The sequence below is a fragment of the Terasakiella pusilla DSM 6293 genome, assembly GCF_000688235.1.
Classification (GTDB): domain Bacteria; phylum Pseudomonadota; class Alphaproteobacteria; order Rhodospirillales; family Terasakiellaceae; genus Terasakiella; species Terasakiella pusilla.
On the sequence record NZ_JHYO01000017.1, the window covers coordinates 38236 to 56793 of the forward strand.

Genomic DNA, 18558 nt, shown 5'->3' on the forward strand with positions numbered 1-18558 from the left:
CATGTCATGGCTAGCATAGCGTTCAATGACAATCGTGAGTATATCATGTTTCCAAACGGTTATGATTTAAGGACCCTTTTTGTTTTCACCTGTGTGGTGGAAACAAGCGGTATGACACAGGCCGCGAAGGTCTTAAACATGACCCAATCTTCCATTTCCCAGTCCATCAGCAATCTGGAAAGCGCTTTGGGCACGCAACTGTTTGACCGCAGCGTGCGCCCCATGAGCCTGACGGTTGCGGGCAATACCCTTTATGAAAAAAGCAAAGGTTTGCTGGAAAGTGCCAGCCGTCTGCTGCGCGAAACCCAAGAAAGTCAAAACCTGACCTTTGAAACCCTGACCTTGGGCTTGGCAGAAAGTTTCGCCAACACGGTCGGGCCGGAACTGGTGCGTCAACTGCCCCATCTGGCACGTAAATGGCGCATTTTGGCAGGGACATCACCCGCGCAACATGAAGCCTTGCTCAACTACGAAGTGGACCTTGTTGTCTCCACCAGCGATCAGATCATGGCGCAAGAAGGGCTGAACCTGTACACGATCATGGAAGAACCCTACGTGCTGGTGTTCCCCAAAACCTATGACGGGCCGGTGGATAGTATCGCCAGCATTGAAGGGTTGCCCTTTATCCGGTCGTCCTTACGGTCTTCCTTGGGGCGGCAAATTGAACGTCAGATCAAGCGTTTGCGCCTGCATCTGCCCAGCCATTCCGAACTGGATACCGCAACGGCCCAGCTTAAAATGGTGGCCTTGGGCGGGGGCTGGTCTATCACCACGCCGATCTGTCTGTTGCAGGAAATTGAACAGTTGCGTGACCTACAGGTCTGCCCGATCCAAAAAGGCAGTTTCTCGCGCAAACTGACCATGATTTCGCGTTCTTCCGAAATGGAGAAGACGGCGGAGAAAGTCGCCCTGAAATCCCAGCAGATTTTGCGTGACCAGTTGATGCCGGAATTGTTTAAACAAATTCCGTGGCTGGAAAACAAACTGATCTGGGGTCTACAGTAAGGCCAGCATCCCCAACGTTCCCCCCCCCCTCATAAAGACCAAAACACCGATCATATTATTAGATCGGAACACCCGCACTCACATTTTTTTCAGGTTTTAACGATGAAAAAGACCATCATTACACCGCCTTTAGATACCCCTTCCGGCTGGACCAGCGTATCAAAAATCACCCCTATGGGAACCAGTGAGCCTCTAGAAACGTCTCTGCCTTGGGTCGTGATCGGTGCCGGATTTACCGGCTTGGCGGCCTCACGTCGTCTAGCGGAACTCAACCCCGATCAACCGGTTGCCCTCTTGGATGCCCGCCCCGTCGGATGGGGGGCCAGCGGTCGTAACTCCGGCTTTGTGATTGACCTGCCGCACAAGTTCGATCTTGATACGCCGGAGCCGGATCGCCTGCGCAAGATCATCCACCTCAACCGCACCGCAATCCACGATCTGGAAAGCCTGATTACCGACCATAAAATCGACTGCGAATGGTCCCGCGTCGGCAAATTGCAAGGCGCGGTAAAGGAACGCGGCACCGGACTGATGCGCAAATTCGCCCACGCCCTTGAACTGGTGGACGAACCCCATCAGATGCTGGATCAGCAGGGCTGTCTGGATATCACCGGCACCAACTACTATAGCGGCGCCATCTTCACCCCCGGCTCTGCCCTTGTAAACCCGCTGTCCCTTGCGCGTGGTTTGGCGGCCAACCTGCCCGCCAACGTCTTGTTGCGCGATGACACCGCTGTCTTGGGGATGACGAGCGTTGATAAAGGCTATGAGCTGACATTGGAAACGACGGACAAACAGACCTACAGCACAACCGCGAGCAAGGTCATTTTGGCTGTCGATCCCTTCACGCCAGAATTTGGCTATCTGAAAAACCGCATCCTGCCGCTGCTAACCTTTGCCAGCATCACGCGCCCCCTAACGGACAGCGAAAAAGCCCGGTTTAAAGGCACCTTGGATTGGGGCCTGACCCCGGCTGATGCAGGCGGAACGACCCTGCGCATGACCCAAGACGGTCGCATCCTGTTGCGCAACCAATATGCCAACGCCCCAAAATACAGGGCGGACAAACATATGCTGGCAGATGTGGAAGAAAAACAACGCGAAGGCTTTGAAAAACGCTACCCGGATTTATCCCACGTCCCGTTTGAAACCACATGGGGCGGGGTCTGCGGCCTGTCTGCCAACCATGTGTCCCATTTCGGAGAAGTGGCAAAGGGGGTCTATTCCGCCTCCTGCTATAACGGGGTCGGTGTGGCGAAAGGCACCATCTCCGGTAAATTGTTGGCGGAGATGGCCTGCGATCATGCCACCTCAGAACTGGAAGATATCCAGACCATTTCCGGTCTGCCCTCGCTTATCCCACCGGAACCCATCCGCGGGATCGGGGTCACCACCCGACTGAAATTTGCCGAATGGCAAAGCAAAGACGAAATTTAACCCCCCTATTTTCTAGGAGAACCCCTCGTGATTACCACAGTTAAAACCGACCTCTATGCATCGCCTTCCCCGCTGGAGTGGGCAACCATTGGCAACGGCATTCTGTTTACGGCCCAAATTCCCATTGATGAAAACGGTCAGGTCGTCGACGGCGGCATCGAAGCCCAAGCACGCCAGACACTCGATAACCTGTCCCACACCCTTGAAAAAGCCGGTGGTAGCCTGAAAAACATCACGCAGGTCTTGATCTATGTCACCGAAAAAGAAGCCCTGCCGATCGTCAATAAGGTCTATGCGGAATATTTTGAAGCGCCTTATCCAAACCGCGCCGCCATGATCATTGCGGGTCTGGCGCGTGACGAAATGAAAGTCGAAATGGTCGCCTACGCGGCTATGGATCAAGACGCTTAATCTACCTCTTTTGTTTTGATCACGGGCTTTTGATCTCCTGCAACGCCGTCAGCCCTGATCCACCTCTCCCAAGGAAAATGCTTCTGTCTCTCAGCGTTTTCTTTGGGATTTTTTTATCTCAGTCTATAGTATCGAACCTTTCAAACGGTCCTGATAAAAAGATGAACAACCACCTTCGACAATATCAAAGTGCGGAAGTTACACACACGCATCCAGACCACCACCAGATCATCATCCCCATGACTGGGACACTTGATCTATCGGTAGATGGCAAACACGGGCTTGTCTTGGGCTCTACCCTCGGGATTGTCGTATCCGGTGAGAAACATACGTTTAAAGCCCCGAACCATAATCATTTTATGGTGCTGGATATCCCGACCGATCCCTCAGACGAAGGCAATCATATCTGGGCGCAATCGGTGCACACCCCGTTTCACACCATGTCTCAGGCCTTAATAACGCTAAGTGACTATGCGATCTTTTGTGCCGCAAAAAGCCAACAAAACGATTGGTTCCCTCTTTGGCAACAACTGTTTTTACAAACCCTGAAAGCTGAATTCTCGCACGACTGCCCTCAGCTCCCCCAACGTTTGCAAGCGGTCCTGCACTATATGGAACAGAATCTAGCGCGTAAAATCACAACCCCGGAACTGGCGCGGGTGTCGTGCTTATCACCCGCGCGTTTTTACGAAGTTTTTCGCGCCACATTCGGCGTCTCCCCCCAAACCTTTTTCACCAATCTGCGTTTAAAAGAAGCCAAACGGTTGATGATGCAGGGGCGCAGCCTGTCTGATGTCGCCCAAACCGTCGGTTTTTCTGATCAAAGCGCCTTTACCAAAGCTTTCAGCAAAGCGTTTAACCAGTCGCCCGCCAAATGGCGTAAACAAGAGTTACTGACAAAAAAAACATAGGCCTGCACAAGAAAGCCCTGCGCCGATCTGGCATTTTTCCTTCTTGATCGAAAGAAGGACTATTAAATGAAAGCAACACTCATCGGCGGCTGTGCCATTTTAATGTGGTCTCTCCTCGCGCTTTTTACCTCCGCAACCAAGGGCATCCCGCAGTTTCAACTGCTGGCGCTGACCTTCTCTGTTGGGGGGCTGGTTGGGCTGATCTATATCCATTTCTACAGTCCATCCGGCTGGTCTTTGATCCGGCAGCCGTGGCAAGCTTGGGCAATTGGTGTCCTTGGCTTATTCGGCTATCACTTTTTCTATTTTACAGCTTTGTCGAAAGCACCCGTGGCTGATGCAAGTCTAATCGCCTACCTCTGGCCGTTGCTGATCGTCCTCTTTTCCGCTTTTCTGCCCAACGAACGGCTACGTTGGTTTCATATCCTTGGGGGTGTCACCGGACTGGCAGGCGCCCTGTTAATCGTCGCATCCAAAGGCCCGTTCACGTTTGATGCCCAATATGGCATGGGCTATCTGGCTGCTGTCGGATGCGCCCTGACATGGTCGCTTTATTCCGTCCTTAACCGGACACAGGGTCAAGTCCCCACAGAAGTCGTTGCCTTTTTCTGTCTGGCAACCGCCTGTCTCGGCGCGGTGTGCCATTTAGCCTTTGAAGAATGGGTATCCCCAAACTTGCTGCAGTGGGCAGCCATCATCGGGTTAGGGATTGGTCCCGTTGGCGCGTCCTTTTACACGTGGGATTATGGGACAAAATTTGGCGACATTCGCTTACTTGGCGTCATGTCCTATGCCGCCCCCGTTTTAAGTACCCTCCTTCTGGTGGTCAGTGGACAAGCCAGCGCGGACTGGTCCCTGGCTGTCGCCTGCCTGCTCATTACCTTTGGTGCCATCCTTGCGTCACTTGATTTCTTTAAAAAGAAACCGCGACAGGTCTGATTTTTCTTATCAAAGGGCGCACTTACAATTACCTTGTCTTAGATCAGCTCAAAAAAAGGCGATTGAAAAGATGGATCCCCTCACTCAAGGCGTTGTCGGTGCTGTCGTGCCCCAAGCCAGTCTGCGTAAAAAACAGCTCCTGCTTTTAGGATTATTCGGCTGGCTCTCCGGCATGGCACCTGATCTGGATGTCCTTATCCGCAGCACCCGTGATCCGTTACTGTATCTGGAATATCACCGCCAGTTCACCCATTCACTGATCTTTATCCCCATAGGCGGGCTGATTTGTGCAAGCCTGTTTTACCTGCTGCTTGCCCGACGGTTTGATCTGTCCTTTAAGATGACCTATCTTGCCTGTACGCTGGGCTATGGCACGCACGGATTGCTGGATGCTGCCACCTCCTACGGGACCATGTTGTTTTGGCCCTTTAGTGATGTCCGTGTGGCAGGCAATATGATCTCCATCATCGATCCGCTTTTCACCTTGCCGCTGCTAACCCTCGTGCTGCTGGCTGCCTTTCGACGCAAGCGCAGATATGCGCTGCTGGGCCTCTTATGGATGGGGCTTTATCTGGGATTTGGTGCTGTGCAGAATTACCGCGCGGAACGGGCCGGGCAAGAACTGGCCGATTTACGTGGTCACCAAAATGTAGAGGTCTCTGCCAAGCCCAGCTTTGGTAACTTGTTGGTCTGGAAAGTGATTTACCGCCATGAAAACACATATTATGTGGACGCTGTGCGGACCGGCATCACCCCAACCGTTGTAGAAGGTGACCGGATTGTCGCCCTCGATCTCCAACGTGATTTCCCGTGGTTGGATGCCAATAGCCAACAAGCGCGAGATATTGAGAGGTTTCGCTGGTTTTCCAAAGGCTATATCGCCAAAGACCCGAACTATGAAGACCGCATCATTGATTTACGATATTCGCTGATCCCCAACGAGATCAATGCGCTTTGGTCCATCAGCCTCAAGCCGGAGGCGCAAAGCGAAGATCACGCAGGCTTCACCCATCATCGCAATGCAGGCCCGCGCGAACGTCAGCTTCTCTGGCAAATGATCCTGAATAAGTAAAGGTTAGCGGCTCGCCATCAGGTGGCGGCGACATTCCATATTCTCGATCAATTTCCATTGTACAATCGGGATTTCGTTCAGGCTGTCTGCGGAAATCGTGCAACACTCACATCCCTCATGGGCTTTTATGGTGAAGCTGCAATCCTGATTGAAAACCACACTGTCTTCTCCAAAGAAGTCGCCGCGCCCCAAGGTTTCCACCTCTATCCCCTTATAATAAAGGGTGGCTTCGCCTTGACGGATGATACACACACCGCGCTCTGTGCCCATACTAAAGGTCTGTCCTTTCTCCAGGTAATGGCTGCACATTTCATCGGCGACTCTGTTTTGAATAGTGTAGGATAACGAATCGCCAAACAGCCACGTCGCTTGCAAAAACTCCCGCCCTTCCATCAAGCGGATGATATCGGCAAACAACTGGTATTTTTCAACAACCGCGCGATAGAGCTTACTGGGGATGCGCATGGCTTTCACGAACGTCAGTGCGCGATAGGTTTCCATCGCGGATAACTGATGCAAGGCCGTCATTTCCCCGACCAATGACCCTGCCGATACCATGGCGTGCAGGTTGTTGGAGGTTTTCAACAGCTCTACCGACCCCGTCAGCAACAGGTAAATACTTTCAACCTCGTCCCCTTCCTTCAACAGGATGGTTTCCGGGTTAAAGGTTTCAACAGATGTGTTCAACAACGTGCGCAAGGCATGGGTTGGCACCGTTGGCAAATAGTGCTGCAAATATTCAAACGCATAGCGTCGCGTATTGTCCTGATAAGACGGCAGCAACACATCCGCCGTCCCAAATGGCGCACCTGAACCAATCTCGCGCTGATCCGGTCGCAAAGACAAAGCCGTATGGGACAGGATCATCTTTTTCGATTGATCCTTTTTAAAGTCGCTGGCTTCCCCATGGATCAAGCCGCCACCAATATCGATCTTTTTGACATCCATCGGTTCCAGATAATGATCATGGATTGTCTGGTAAAATTCTTCTGACACGCCCGGAGCATCGTCATCATCCGTAATCATCCCCTTTAAGACATCAAGAGAAACAATATCGGCATAATGCCCGTAGGTCTTGTACCCTTCCGGCCCTAACGCGCGGAATTGCAGGATCGCCGTTTCAACCGGATGCGGGGACAGGCGCGGACGGACTTCAAGCCCTTCCACATCGTTCCATTCATCCACTTTCAGGTCATGAATATTAAAGAAATCAGCAAAGCGTTCTTCTTCCACCGACAAAAGGGCCGCCAGCTTTTTGGCAACAGACGCGCGCACATAAGGGGCGGCATAATAATTTATCTTACGATCGGATCGAATAAACGCAGGCAATCCGGCAAAATGGTCATCGTGGGAATGGGTGTGGAAGATACCATCCACCTCGCTGATCCCGATTCCCAGCGATTGCAGCGTGACGCGCACATTAGGCCCGGCATCGACCAGATAGATTTTACCTTGATAAAAAATCACGCTGGACATGGTCGGGCGGTTCACATCCCAGCCATCCCCGTCCCCGGAATGAATGATGGAAAAGCTGTCGCGTTCCACCTGATGATATCCCAGCGGATAAGACGGACCATAATGTTCCAGATGGTTGAGGTTCAAGTTCACCTCGACACTTTCTGTCCCATAAGAAATTTCGAACCTGTTGAGCGCGACACGGCGCACATATACACCGTTTTGAATCTCGACCGCCTCTTCTTTCACCACACGGCTATCCAGCAACGCACTGGGATGATGGATCGCCCCAAAGGCAAAGCGCAGTTTCATACGCATCATGGTTTTGGCGTCTTCGGGAGTGACCCCCGCTTTGATCATTTCTTCTTCACTGATCAAGCCGTAATTGCCGCGGTGAATGTAATCCATCTGTGCATTGATCTGATCTTCCGCCCCAATCAGGATAGGCTTTACGCCTGTATTGTTCGGATGATTTGGGATCAGGGTGCCTTGGCGATAGAGCATTTGCAGCACCGGAAATTCCGCCATATTGGTAAAACTACCGTTTTGCAGAATAACATCGGAAAGCAGAATCGCATTGGGGCCGGTTTCAAAGGACCAGCCATCACGTTCTGTCGGGATAATCAGCCCCAGCTTCATCAAGTGCTTAACACTATCAGGGGGACAGCCGCACAGAATATAGACACCCGCAGCAGGCACCTCGACCCATTCTATGCCTGTGGAGACTTTTACTTTTCTAATTTCTGGCATAGGCCCCTGTGTCCTGTAATTTTATATCTATCGTAGCAAACAGTTGCATCAAAACCTATCCTGCTTTTATAGAAAGGTCTATGCTTCAATACGTTCATTCGCAGAAAGTTTATAAATATAGATATTTCATCCTGTGATAACCCTCAAACGGGTGAACGATATCTTTTAAAAGACGAAATACGAATAAACATATAGTATATCTATAAAGATAAAATCATAATTATAGGTTAAGGCGCCTTTCTCTATGGCAACTCGTAGATCAATCGCATACAACATGACAAAAATGGTTGTGCTGCTGACCCTTGTCATGGGCCTTGTGCTGGGGATGGTTCAGGTTGTCTGGGATTATTATCAGCGTCTCGATACGCTGTATAAACGTGTGGGGGAGGTCGTAAACTCCATCGAAAAAGCCGCGACCAAGGCGGTTTATACGTTTGATGATGAACTCGCCGCCGAAATTGCCGCCGGTCTATTTGAATTCCAGCCCATCAACAGCGTGATCATCAAAGATGAAAATCAAAAAATTATGACCACGCTGGTCCGTTACAAAGGCCCCCTGCCGTACCGCAAACTCTCTGGGTATTTCTTTAAGGAAAGATATTTCTTTGAACGCCCTTTATGGTTTCAGGGCACCACCAACAACATTATCGGTACCCTGATTATTGAATTTTCGCCCCATGAAACGGTGGCAACCTTCCTTAATCGTTCCCTGACGATTCTTGGCGGCGCACTCCTACAGAGTTTCCTTCTTTCGATCCTTTTGCTGTTTGTCTTCTATCAGACCGTCACCAAGCCGCTGCACCGACTGGCGCATGATTTTAAGCAAATCGACCCTGCCCAACCGTCCATTTCCTCTCTGACCCTGCCCAGCAGCCTTGCCAACACCGAATTTGCTGAAGTAACAGAAGCTGGCAACAAACTGCTGCGGGTCATTGGTTCGTACCTGCGTTCCAAAGATATCGCTGAAGCCCAGCTCATCACCCAAAAAGAAGAAACAGAGCGCTATCTCAGTATTGCCGAAGCCATCATTTTGAAACTGGACAAGCATGGCTGCATTGAAATGATGAACCAGCGCGGTTTAAACCTTCTCGGCTATGACCCTGTCGACATCATCGGGCGAGACTGGTTTGATATCGCCATCCCGCCGGAGGACCATCGCCGGGTCCGACGTGCGTATACCCGCCTTCTCAATACCGCTGGACAAGAAAAGGGCAACAACTCAGCCTATTTTGAAAATGAGATCATCACCAAAAATGGCGATCGCCGTCTGATCTTTTGGCACAATGCGGTGGAACGTGACCAGTTTGGACAAATCGAAGGTATTCTCAGTTCCGGTCAGGATATTACCGCCCGTAAAAATGCCGAAGAAGCCTTGCGGGCCTCTGAAGGCAGCTTGCGAGCCATCATCGAAGCCACATCAGAAGGCTTTGTCATCGCTGATCTGGATCGCAGCCAGATTATAGACGTCAACACCGCCCTTTACACCATGTTGGGCTATAAACGCGAAGACCTGTTTAAATACCCGCTGACCCGCTTCATTCATCCTGATGATCACCACAAATGGGAAACCCGTCGCGAACGCGCGCGCCACATCCCCCACCAGTCTTACGAAATGCGCCTGCTGACAAAAAGTGGGGAAGCAATCTCCGTCGAAGTCAATGCGTCTGCACTGCCGAAAGCCCCCAACGAAAACCAGCACAGCGTGGCCTTCGTCACCGATATTACCGAACGTAAACAACAAGAAGCCCATCAAAAAGAACTGGAAACACAACTTCGCCAAGCCCAGAAAATGGAAACCATCGGCACGCTGGCGGGCGGCATTGCCCATGACTTCAACAATATTCTGACACCGATTTTAGGCTATTCTTCCCTGTTGACCTCACGCATCCCCGAAGACGACCCCAATCATGCGCGGATTCAACAAATCGCAAAATCTGCAAACCGGGCAGCCAATATGGTCAAACAGATCCTCACCTTCTCACGTCGCGCAGAAGGCGAAATGGCGAGCACCGATATTGCCGAGGTCGTTAAAGAAGCGATGGAACTGGTCCACTCCACCATTCCTTCGCATATCGAAATCAATGCCGACATACCGGATCACTGCGCCCCTGTGATTGCCGATAGCACCCAAATCCAGCAAATGATCCTCAACCTATGCACCAACGCCCAACATGCCATGGACGAGGAAGGCGGCGTTTTGGATGTCCGCCTTGAAGAAACCATGGTGACACCAAAGATGGCTGAACTTTCCCCGCCTCTGCATGTGGGCCGCTATCTTAAGCTTACCGTCCGCGATACTGGCGCCGGTATGGATGAAGACACGCTGACGCGCGTTTACGATCCCTTTTTCACCACGAAAAAAGGCGGCGAAGGGACTGGGCTTGGGCTGTCTATGGTCCATGGGATCGTGCAAAAACACCAAGGAGACATTCAAGTCCGCAGCCGTGTCGGCCAAGGCACTGTCTTTACCGTCTTTCTGCCCGTGACGGATATCCAGCCAGAGCCGGAGACACCGGACCTAAACCGTCCCCAAGGCCATCATGAACGTATTCTCATTGTCGATGATGAACGCATAAACACCGAGTTTCTGGAAGAACTGCTGGATGAAACCGGCTACCAGCACCAAAGCTTCACCGACAGCATTGAGGCGCTGGATGATTTTGTCAGCTATCCTGACAAATACCAGATGATCCTGACCGACCAGACCATGCCGCGCATGACGGGCGACCAATTGGTCAAGGCTGTGCGGGAAATCAGCCCCGACATCCCGATCATTATGATGTCTGGCTATGACACCAAAATCAATATGGACAATGCCCACGAATTTGGCGTCGACTACTTTATCCAAAAGCCCGTATCCATCGAAGAACTGACACAGGTCATGAACCAGCTTTTGGAAACAGAAGGCCGCGAAGAAAAGACCCTGACATAAAAAAGCGGGGAAGCCACGTGTGCTCCCCCGCTTTTTCATCTCTTTGATCTCAGCCTTACAGACTGCCTTCGACCACAGTCAAACCAAGGGCATGCCACGCCTGCATACCACCGCGATAATATTTCATCTTGCTTGCCGGATAGCCTTCACGCAGCAACGCACGGATTGCCGTCGGGGATTGACCACACCACGGACCATTGCAATAAAGCGCAATTTCCTTGGCGTTATCACACGACCATTTGCCATCCGTTTTCTCACAGCCCAGCTCGTCCATACGCGAAACAATCTCGATATACGGAATATTTACAGAACCGGGGATCGTGCCTTTCAAGTGCCAATTTTCCGTACGGGCATCAACCAACAGGCCGCGCTTTTCTTTCAGGAAGTCGATCAGCTCCACTTCCCCGTAGGTTTCCACGCCGTCTTCTACCTGCATCGGCTGCACACAAAACGGCGGGCAAGCGCGTGAGGTTTTGGCAAAATCTTCTGCAATCATGTTGTCTTTATTTTGATTACGTTCAATCTTGATCGGCCCATCTTCGGTTTCCACCAGAATACTGGCCACATCCTTGGTGATATTAACATCCTGTGCCTGCGCCTGCGCCGCTGTAAACAGGAACAAGCCCCCCAACAGGGCAGTAAACATTATCTTTTTCATTTTCTACTCCTTACTCGCCGACCACAAATTCGGCGACTTGATCCGCAAGGTCTTCCCCCGCAAAATCGATAAACATATGATCTGCATCGTCGATCACGGTGAACGTCACATTGTCTTGTGAAATTGTGTCCATCTGCGCCGGAAGATCACTTACAACCGTATCGTTACTTCCCGCAACGACTAGTGTCGGAACATTAATTCTGTCCAGCAACGACGGCGTATTAAACGCCTGATCCGGCGCGTAATAGTCAACAAAGCTCGCCGGTGTGACCGACGTTTCCGCGCAATAGATAAAATCTGTCGGGGCAACCTGTTCATCACCTTTACCATCTTCGACTTTCTGCGTCATGTCTGCAAGAATGGGGGCAAGGTCTTTTTTATAACGACTTTGATAAGAGGTTGTTTCCTTTTCCTCAGACCAGGTCTGCGGGGCGATCAAGACCAGTTTCCCAATACGTGCATCCTGTTTTTCTGCCTGATACATCGTCACCTGATTGCCCCCGCGCGAATGTCCGGCAAGCACCACAGAACTTGCACCTTTCCCCTGCAACCAGTCCATCCATTGGGCAATTTCAGCAATCGCGTCGCGGTGTTTATGGGCGTGGGGGACAGCACAGTCATACATACCTTCGCGCTTATCCAGCCCAAGGCTCAGGTTAATGGACAGCACGTTCAACTCGCGTTCGTTCAACAAATTCCGTTGCGCAGCGATAATCGACATATCCTGATGGGCCAAAGTGCCATGCACCAAAAGGACCGCCCCGTCCTCTGTCAGCGTTTTACCCTCTGCCAAAGACAGGTTGCCGATCACATTCAGTCCATTGTCCAGTTTGAGTTCAACCTTTTCCGCCAAGGCCGGCGCCGTCAGGAGCGTAACCCCGGCGACAAGGGCGCAGAATGATTTATACATATATTTCCTCACCTGTTAGTATCAGTTTAGACTGATTAAAGTTTTAATTGTTTCTAATTTATATTATTCTAATATCTTAATCCAGTTTTACTTAGGAGCAATCCCTTGGGTTTGGACGTTTCATTGTTGGCCGCTTTTTCTGCCGGCCTTTTAACCTTTCTATCGCCCTGCATCTTGCCATTGGTGCCTGCCTATCTGTGTTTTATCAGCGGCAGCTCCCTGGAACAATTAACAGCGAAAGAAAATCAAAACGATTTTGATCGCTCTAAAGTTCTCTGGTCCGGTTTCGCCTTTGTCCTTGGCCTATCCAGTATCTTTATTGCCATGGGGGCCGCGGCAACATCCCTTGGACAGGCAATTGCACAATATAAACAAACACTCTCCATGGTCGGTGGCGGAATCATTCTGATCTTTGGCCTTCATTACATGGGCCTGTTTAAAATTGCCTTCCTTAACTTTGAAAAACGCTTTCACCCTGACCAAAAGCCTGCCGGGCTAATCGGCGCCTTTATTCTTGGCCTTGCTTTCGGCTTTGGCTGGACACCTTGTGTTGGCCCTGTTCTCTCCACCATTCTCATGGTTGCCGGGGGCATGGGGGAACTCAGCGACGGGATTACCTTGCTGGCGGTGTATGCGGCCGGCTTAAGCATTCCCTTCATGCTCGCCGCCGCCCTGAGTGCCCATTTCATGCGCTTCTTGGGCAAGTTCCGCCGTCATCTCCATAAAGTCGAAATCGCCATGGGCCTGTTATTGGTCGCCACCGGCATCCTGATCTTAAGCGGTAGCCTGACAGACCTGACCGGTTGGCTTTTAGAAACCTTCCCGATCCTCAACGGGCTGAACTAACAGCCCGCCCTTTGCGGCCTTAAGGCTTCTCCCCACTTTGTGCAAGCTCCACAATATAGCGTTGGAAGGGCTTGCCGCTTTCATACATTTTTTCGTTCACATAATTCAGCATCGCCTTGAAATGAAACGGGCGGAAGTAGCCGGGAAGACGTGCCGCTTCACGGGCCAATCCTTCTTTACCCGCCACATCTTCATGGAAAAACTGTACGGTTGGCGTAAAGGCAACCCCACTTTTCGCCGCGAACTCTTTCTCCGTCATTTCTGTACCATCAAAATCCGTGACCTCACGATCACCCCAGATATTCATCTGCAGGACCACGAAGTTCTCTTTCATATAAGATTTGATATTCTCTTCAGACAGGGTTTTGGCATGCAGATCTTTGCAATAGGGACAGCCCTTTTGCTCCCAGATGATGACAAAGCGTTTGCCTGCATCGGTTGCGCCCTGAAAATCTTCCGACAAATCAAGGAAGCTTTCCAAAAACCAGTCCTGATGGTAGAGACCAAAATCGTTAACCGGAACCTCGTCCGCCGCCTGTGACGTGGACAAACCGAGCATTAACATGCCCAGCACATAGAACAAACGTTTCATCTTTCCTCCTTCTTCAAGGGATGATGTAGTACCAGCCCTCGACCTTTTTTTCAATTATTTCAGCGATACCTGCCGTCACAACCCGTACACCCGGCAACAGGTCTTCCGGTTTCTTGCCAATGGTTGTCATGGTGTTGTGGCAGGCGATAAATTCGATATCATAATCTTGCAGGCTCTTGACCCGATCTGCAGCGACCGCGCTTTCCTTCAAGATGGGGCGAATGCCCGGCCCATAAAAAACAATCGCGATTTTAACATTATCGGTGCCATAAAATTTTTGCAGATTGATCGCATTGTAATACACATTATTGACATGCGCTTCGTCTTTGGACGTCACCTGCATGACGATCCTGCGCGGATTGTCCCAATCCGGCTGCGGCTCCGCAATCTTGGTATCATTAGGTAAACGTGATGTTTGCGCCTCTGCGGGAAGCTGTACGGCCCCCACCATCAACAAAGCCGCCATCAAAACGGTACGAAAAAGAAACGTCATCCTGTTACCTTTATTATGAGTTCGGCGCCGCATCGAGCTTTTTTATGAAATTCTGGACGAACCCCCAAAAGAATTCGCTGTTGTAGCCCAGAATACGCCCGACTTCTTTGTCTTTATCATCCAAGATAATAAAAGTCGGTGTAAAAGACGGATAGACCAGATGTTTCAAATCATCCGGCATCCCTTTATCCAGATTGACTTCACGCAAGGGCAAGCGCTTGCCTTCATCTGTTTTGTCATAGATCGGCAAAATATCCTCCCGCCACATCTCGCAATAGATGCAGCCCGGCGAATGGACAAAGACCATCTGGTCTGCACGCGCCTGTAAAGACAGGGTGGCAAACACGACCAGAACAGAAATGGCAAAAATCAATCTTTTCATCATAGAACCATTATAAAGAAAAAGGGCAAAGACCGTACAACAATCTTTGCCCTTTTCACCTGTCGAAATCAGCGCAAAGCTTCTTCGCCCGTCGGCGTTACGCCCAATGTCGCCTTGGAGGTTATTTCGACGGATTTAAAGCAATCCTTCATACAATGAGGGTTCTTCACATCCGGTCGCGGATCATCCACAAAGCCGTCAACGTTCGGCATGACAACCGCTTTCAATGCCTCTGCATCCATCGGTTCGTCCGAGTCGTGCAGATCATTTTCCGCCAGCAAGAAGCCCGTAATCGCATAAACTTCGTCATCCGTCAGGGACTGCGCGTTGCCAAATGGCATGGCACGTTTGATGTAATCAAACACCGTCGACGCATAAGGCCAGTATGACCCGATGGTCTTGTGCGGCTGTCCGGGACGAACCGACTGTGCCAGCTCATTTGGTGTGCCGCCAACCAGCGGCGGATAACGCCCGCCGCCGCCATCAGCAAAATCCCCATGACAGGCCGCGCAATGTTCCGCATACAAGGCTTCGCCATCTTCATAGCTGCCGCTACCTGCTGGAAGACCTTGCCCATCGGGACGGATATCGATGTCCCAACCGGCAATTTCTTTATCCGACGGTTTAACGCCGAAGCCATATTTCATCTCGTCACCCGCGTAAGCTGCAGATGTCATCAAGACCCCACCGAGCACAAGGCCCAAAACGGACTTATTTACCGGAAACTTGAACATTCTGAACCTCCCCGCTTTTCTTGACCAACCATGTATGGATGGAGTTGTTGTGATAGATCGACCATGTGCCACGCACCGCGCGCAACTGATCAATGGTCGGCTGCACATATCCGGTTTCGTCATAGGCCCGGCTTTGCAGCAGAACTTCCTGCCCGTTCCAGTCCCAATCAAAGACAAAGCGTGTCAGGGCTTTATCAAGGACCATGCCTTCCAAGCGCGCCGGCATCCAGTTTTTGCCGCCATCAACAGAGATATCGACCCCTTTGATTTTGCCCGCGCCCGACCAGGCCAGACCACGGATCTGATGATAGCCTTTACCCAGCATCGGATATTCCGGACAAGGCGACGTGATCACGGATTTAGTATCCATCGACCATGTGAAACGGCGTGACTTCCCGTTTGATAAGGTGTCTGTATATTTGGAAGTTTCTTCGCGGTGATGCCACGGCATATCCCCAAATTCCAGACGGCGGATCCATTTGACATTCATGTTGCCTTCAAAGCCCGGCACGATCAAACGCAGCGGGTAGCCCTGTTCCGGGCGCAGCATTTCGCCGTTCTGGGCATAGGCCAAGATACAGTCATCACCAATTTTTTCGATCGGAATGGATCGGCTCATGCCCGCTGCGTCCGCACCTTCTGCCAAGACCCATTTGGCACCCGGTTTCACGCCCAACTCTTCCATCAATGTCGAGACTTTAACGCCTGTCCATTCGCAACAGCTCACCATCCCATGGGTAAATTGCAGCTTATCCATCTGCGCGCCACGCCATTCCGCACCAGAGTTTGCCGGACATTCCACAAAGTGAATACGCGACACCTGCGGGAAACGCATCAGGTCTTGCAGAGTGAACATCCGTTCGTTTTTCACCATCCCGTGGACGATCAGACGAAAGTCCTCTTTCGGGATATGCGGGAAGCCGCCGTGGTGACGTTCAAAATGCAGACCATTTGGCGTGATGATCCCGTGCAAATCCTGAATCGGTGTAAAGGAAATGGAACTTTCCGCCGTTGGTGTCAGCCAAGGCACCGTGCGGCGATGGACGTTCTTTTCATATTGGGACGGAATACCATAAGGTTCCGCCGTGACGCGGTCGCCCAGCATTTTAGACCATTCCGGCACGTTTGGCGGCAGGTTTTCAGGGTTCCCTGCAGCAAAAGCTGCCCCGCCTGTCGCCCCCAAGGTGGCCGCAGCCCCCATGGTCGCCACGCTGCCGCGCAGGAAAGAACGACGTGTGGGTTCCAGCAGCGCACTCTCCCTTTCGGCCTGAGCCATCACGGCTCTGCTCTTTGTCTTCAATTTATCCATAATATTCTTCCCCATTAAGCCCCTATTACTTTTACATTTTGGTTTTCTGGAACATTGACGGTCTTATGGTGTGACACATAGCCTGCGACCACATCCCAGATTGGCGGCCCTTCTGTGCCTTCGTTGACCGATGCCCAGCCCGCGACCACATATTCTTTCGCAGCGTCAATCGGCTGGCCTGTTTTCAGATGAACCATGTTGGTGATGCGGCTGCCCATTGGTTTGTGAATATCAATGGTGTAGCCCATACCGCCGACGCGAACCATGTCACCGCCCTGCTGATAGAACGGGTCCACATTAAACAGGTTGTCCGCCACATCTTCCAAAATGTCCTTGATCATTTGCCCTGTCATCTTGGAACGATAGGCATTTGGATAGGTAATGGCCGTTTGGTTATAAATGTCATCCATGGTGATCGCCCCACCCGGTGGCAGGCTGGAGCCCCAACGGAAGCCCGGCGACATGGAAATTTCCGCATCGCGCCCTTCCAGCAACGCCTGACAGATCAGATCATCAAACGTGCCGTTAAAGTTACCGCGACGATAGAGCAAGCCTTCGGTGTGACCGACGACTTTTTCAATCACGCCTTTGTGCGGGCCGCGAATACTCTCGACCAGTTCCTGCATTTCCGCGTCCGGTGCAATCACATCGGAGAAAATCGGCATCAGTTTGAAGCTGTAATCCACGACCTTTTTGTTTTCGACCTTCACATCCAGACGGGCCAAAAACTTACCGTGAGAGCCAGAAGCGACCATCAATGTATCACCGACTTTGATCACATCCGGCACCGCATCGTGCGTATGACCGGTCAACAAAACGTCAATGCCAGACACTTCTGAAGCGAGCTTGCGATCCACATCGAAACCATCGTGGGAAGCAACAACGATCAGTTCCGCCCCTTCCGCTTTCGCCGCCTCAATGCGTTCCTGCAATTTGTTTGGTCGGATCCCAAAAGACCATTCCGGGATCATATAGCGCGGGTTGGCAACCGGTGTGTAAGGGAAAGCCTGCCCGATCAACGCGACTTTTACGCCGCCACGTTCAAAGAAGGCGGTATGTTCAAAAACATCTTCTTCCCATTCCGTATCTTGCACGTTACCGCACAGGAAGGGGAAGTTACATTTTTCCACCAATTCCTTAACGCGGTCCTGACCGTAGGTGAATTCCCAGTGCGCCGTCATTGCGTCAACGCCCAGCTTATTACAGACATCGACCATATCTTCGCCCTGCGTCTGCAACGAGGTATAGGACCCCTGCCACGTATCGCCACAATCCACCAACAAGGTGTTGTCGGGACGTTCCGCACGGATGGCTTTCACCAATGTTGCCATATGGGCGACCCCGCCGACACGTCCATATTGCTTGGACAGTTCAGCAAAATCGACCGAGGTAAAGGCGTAGGCCTGTGATGAACCTGCCATCAAGCCATAATGTTTCAACAGGTCTTTACCTGTAATGTGCGGAACCAACCCATGAACCGGCCCAACCCCAAGGTTGACCGAGGGTTCGCGGAAATACACAGGCGCAATTTGCGCATGGATATCGGTGAAGTTCAGGAGAGTCACCTGACCTTTAGTCTCAAACTTCAGCAGTTCTTCCTGCGTTAGCTTTTGACCACTTGCTGCATGGCCCAAAGAGGCCGTTGCCGGCAGCATCGCTGCACTCGCCGCTGCAACCTGTAAGAAATCACGTCTCGAAAGCATCAATTATAGCCTTCTAAAA

General features: G+C 51.4%; 17 protein-coding genes. 8 read left to right on the forward strand and 9 right to left on the reverse strand.

Annotation, left to right across the window (positions count from 1 at the left end):
- Positions 1-6 precede the first annotated feature (6 nt).
- From Q397_RS0112525 to Q397_RS0112550, 6 genes are all read left to right on the forward strand, one after another.
- Entirely contained in the window at positions 7-1005 is a 999-nt protein-coding gene (locus Q397_RS0112525; protein WP_028879714.1) for a LysR family transcriptional regulator, read from the forward strand.
- 102 nt (positions 1006-1107) lie between these two features.
- Positions 1108-2442 (forward strand): NAD(P)/FAD-dependent oxidoreductase, encoded by a 1335-nt coding sequence (locus tag Q397_RS0112530; RefSeq protein ID WP_051609982.1) that lies wholly within the window; start codon positions 1108-1110, stop codon positions 2440-2442.
- 27 nt (positions 2443-2469) lie between these two features.
- Positions 2470-2853, forward strand: coding sequence for a RidA family protein (locus Q397_RS0112535; protein WP_028879716.1), 384 nt, complete (start codon positions 2470-2472; stop codon positions 2851-2853).
- Positions 2854-3014: 161 nt separating this feature from the next.
- Positions 3015-3764, forward strand: coding sequence for an AraC family transcriptional regulator (locus tag Q397_RS0112540; RefSeq protein ID WP_028879717.1), 750 nt, complete (start codon positions 3015-3017; stop codon positions 3762-3764).
- 66 nt (positions 3765-3830) lie between these two features.
- Entirely contained in the window at positions 3831-4703 is an 873-nt protein-coding gene (yddG, locus tag Q397_RS0112545) for an aromatic amino acid exporter YddG (protein ID WP_028879718.1), read from the forward strand.
- A 70-nt stretch (positions 4704-4773) separates the two neighbouring features.
- The gene (locus Q397_RS0112550) at positions 4774-5775 is read left to right on the forward strand and encodes a metal-dependent hydrolase (protein ID WP_028879719.1); all 1002 of its coding nucleotides are present in this window, start codon (positions 4774-4776) and stop codon (positions 5773-5775) included.
- Positions 5776-5778: 3 nt separating this feature from the next.
- On the opposite strand, the gene Q397_RS0112555 is transcribed toward Q397_RS0112550, so the two are convergent.
- Positions 5779-7980 carry a cyclic nucleotide-binding domain-containing protein gene (locus tag Q397_RS0112555; protein ID WP_038013822.1) on the reverse strand — a complete coding sequence of 734 codons (2202 nt, stop codon included), beginning with the start codon at positions 7978-7980 and terminating at the stop codon, positions 5779-5781.
- A 244-nt stretch (positions 7981-8224) separates the two neighbouring features.
- Between Q397_RS0112555 and Q397_RS24200 the strand changes: the two genes are divergently transcribed.
- The gene (locus Q397_RS24200; protein ID WP_084149050.1) at positions 8225-10912 is read left to right on the forward strand and encodes a PAS domain-containing hybrid sensor histidine kinase/response regulator; all 2688 of its coding nucleotides are present in this window, start codon (positions 8225-8227) and stop codon (positions 10910-10912) included.
- 55 nt (positions 10913-10967) lie between these two features.
- Here the strand turns inward: Q397_RS24200 and Q397_RS0112565 are convergent, their stop codons facing one another.
- Positions 10968-11570 carry a rhodanese-like domain-containing protein gene (locus tag Q397_RS0112565; RefSeq protein ID WP_051609984.1) on the reverse strand — a complete coding sequence of 201 codons (603 nt, stop codon included), beginning with the start codon at positions 11568-11570 and terminating at the stop codon, positions 10968-10970.
- A 10-nt stretch (positions 11571-11580) separates the two neighbouring features.
- Positions 11581-12480, reverse strand: coding sequence for an alpha/beta hydrolase (locus Q397_RS0112570; protein ID WP_038013825.1), 900 nt, complete (start codon positions 12478-12480; stop codon positions 11581-11583).
- A gap of 105 nt (positions 12481-12585) precedes the next feature.
- Here Q397_RS0112570 and Q397_RS0112575 point away from each other — a divergent pair, with 105 nt between their 5' ends.
- Positions 12586-13326 carry a cytochrome c biogenesis CcdA family protein gene (locus Q397_RS0112575; RefSeq protein WP_028879723.1) on the forward strand — a complete coding sequence of 247 codons (741 nt, stop codon included), beginning with the start codon at positions 12586-12588 and terminating at the stop codon, positions 13324-13326.
- Between the two features lie 19 nt (positions 13327-13345).
- On the opposite strand, the gene Q397_RS0112580 is transcribed toward Q397_RS0112575, so the two are convergent.
- The 6 genes from Q397_RS0112580 to soxB form a co-directional block, all read right to left on the reverse strand.
- Complete coding sequence (locus tag Q397_RS0112580) at positions 13346-13918, reverse strand: thioredoxin family protein (RefSeq protein WP_028879724.1); 573 nt, start codon at positions 13916-13918, stop codon at positions 13346-13348.
- 13 nt (positions 13919-13931) lie between these two features.
- Positions 13932-14411 carry a DsrE family protein gene (locus Q397_RS0112585; RefSeq protein WP_205618829.1) on the reverse strand — a complete coding sequence of 160 codons (480 nt, stop codon included), beginning with the start codon at positions 14409-14411 and terminating at the stop codon, positions 13932-13934.
- Between the two features lie 13 nt (positions 14412-14424).
- Positions 14425-14796, reverse strand: coding sequence for a thioredoxin domain-containing protein (locus Q397_RS0112590; RefSeq protein ID WP_156950710.1), 372 nt, complete (start codon positions 14794-14796; stop codon positions 14425-14427).
- Positions 14797-14861: 65 nt separating this feature from the next.
- Complete coding sequence (locus Q397_RS22380) at positions 14862-15527, reverse strand: c-type cytochrome (RefSeq protein ID WP_051609985.1); 666 nt, start codon at positions 15525-15527, stop codon at positions 14862-14864.
- Positions 15505-16836, reverse strand: coding sequence for a sulfite dehydrogenase (soxC, locus tag Q397_RS0112600; protein ID WP_156950711.1), 1332 nt, complete (start codon positions 16834-16836; stop codon positions 15505-15507). Before soxC ends, Q397_RS22380 begins: the two co-directional genes overlap by 23 nt.
- 14 nt (positions 16837-16850) lie before the next feature.
- Entirely contained in the window at positions 16851-18539 is a 1689-nt protein-coding gene (gene soxB, locus Q397_RS0112605) for a thiosulfohydrolase SoxB (protein ID WP_028879728.1), read from the reverse strand.
- Between the last annotated feature and the right edge of the window lie 19 nt (positions 18540-18558).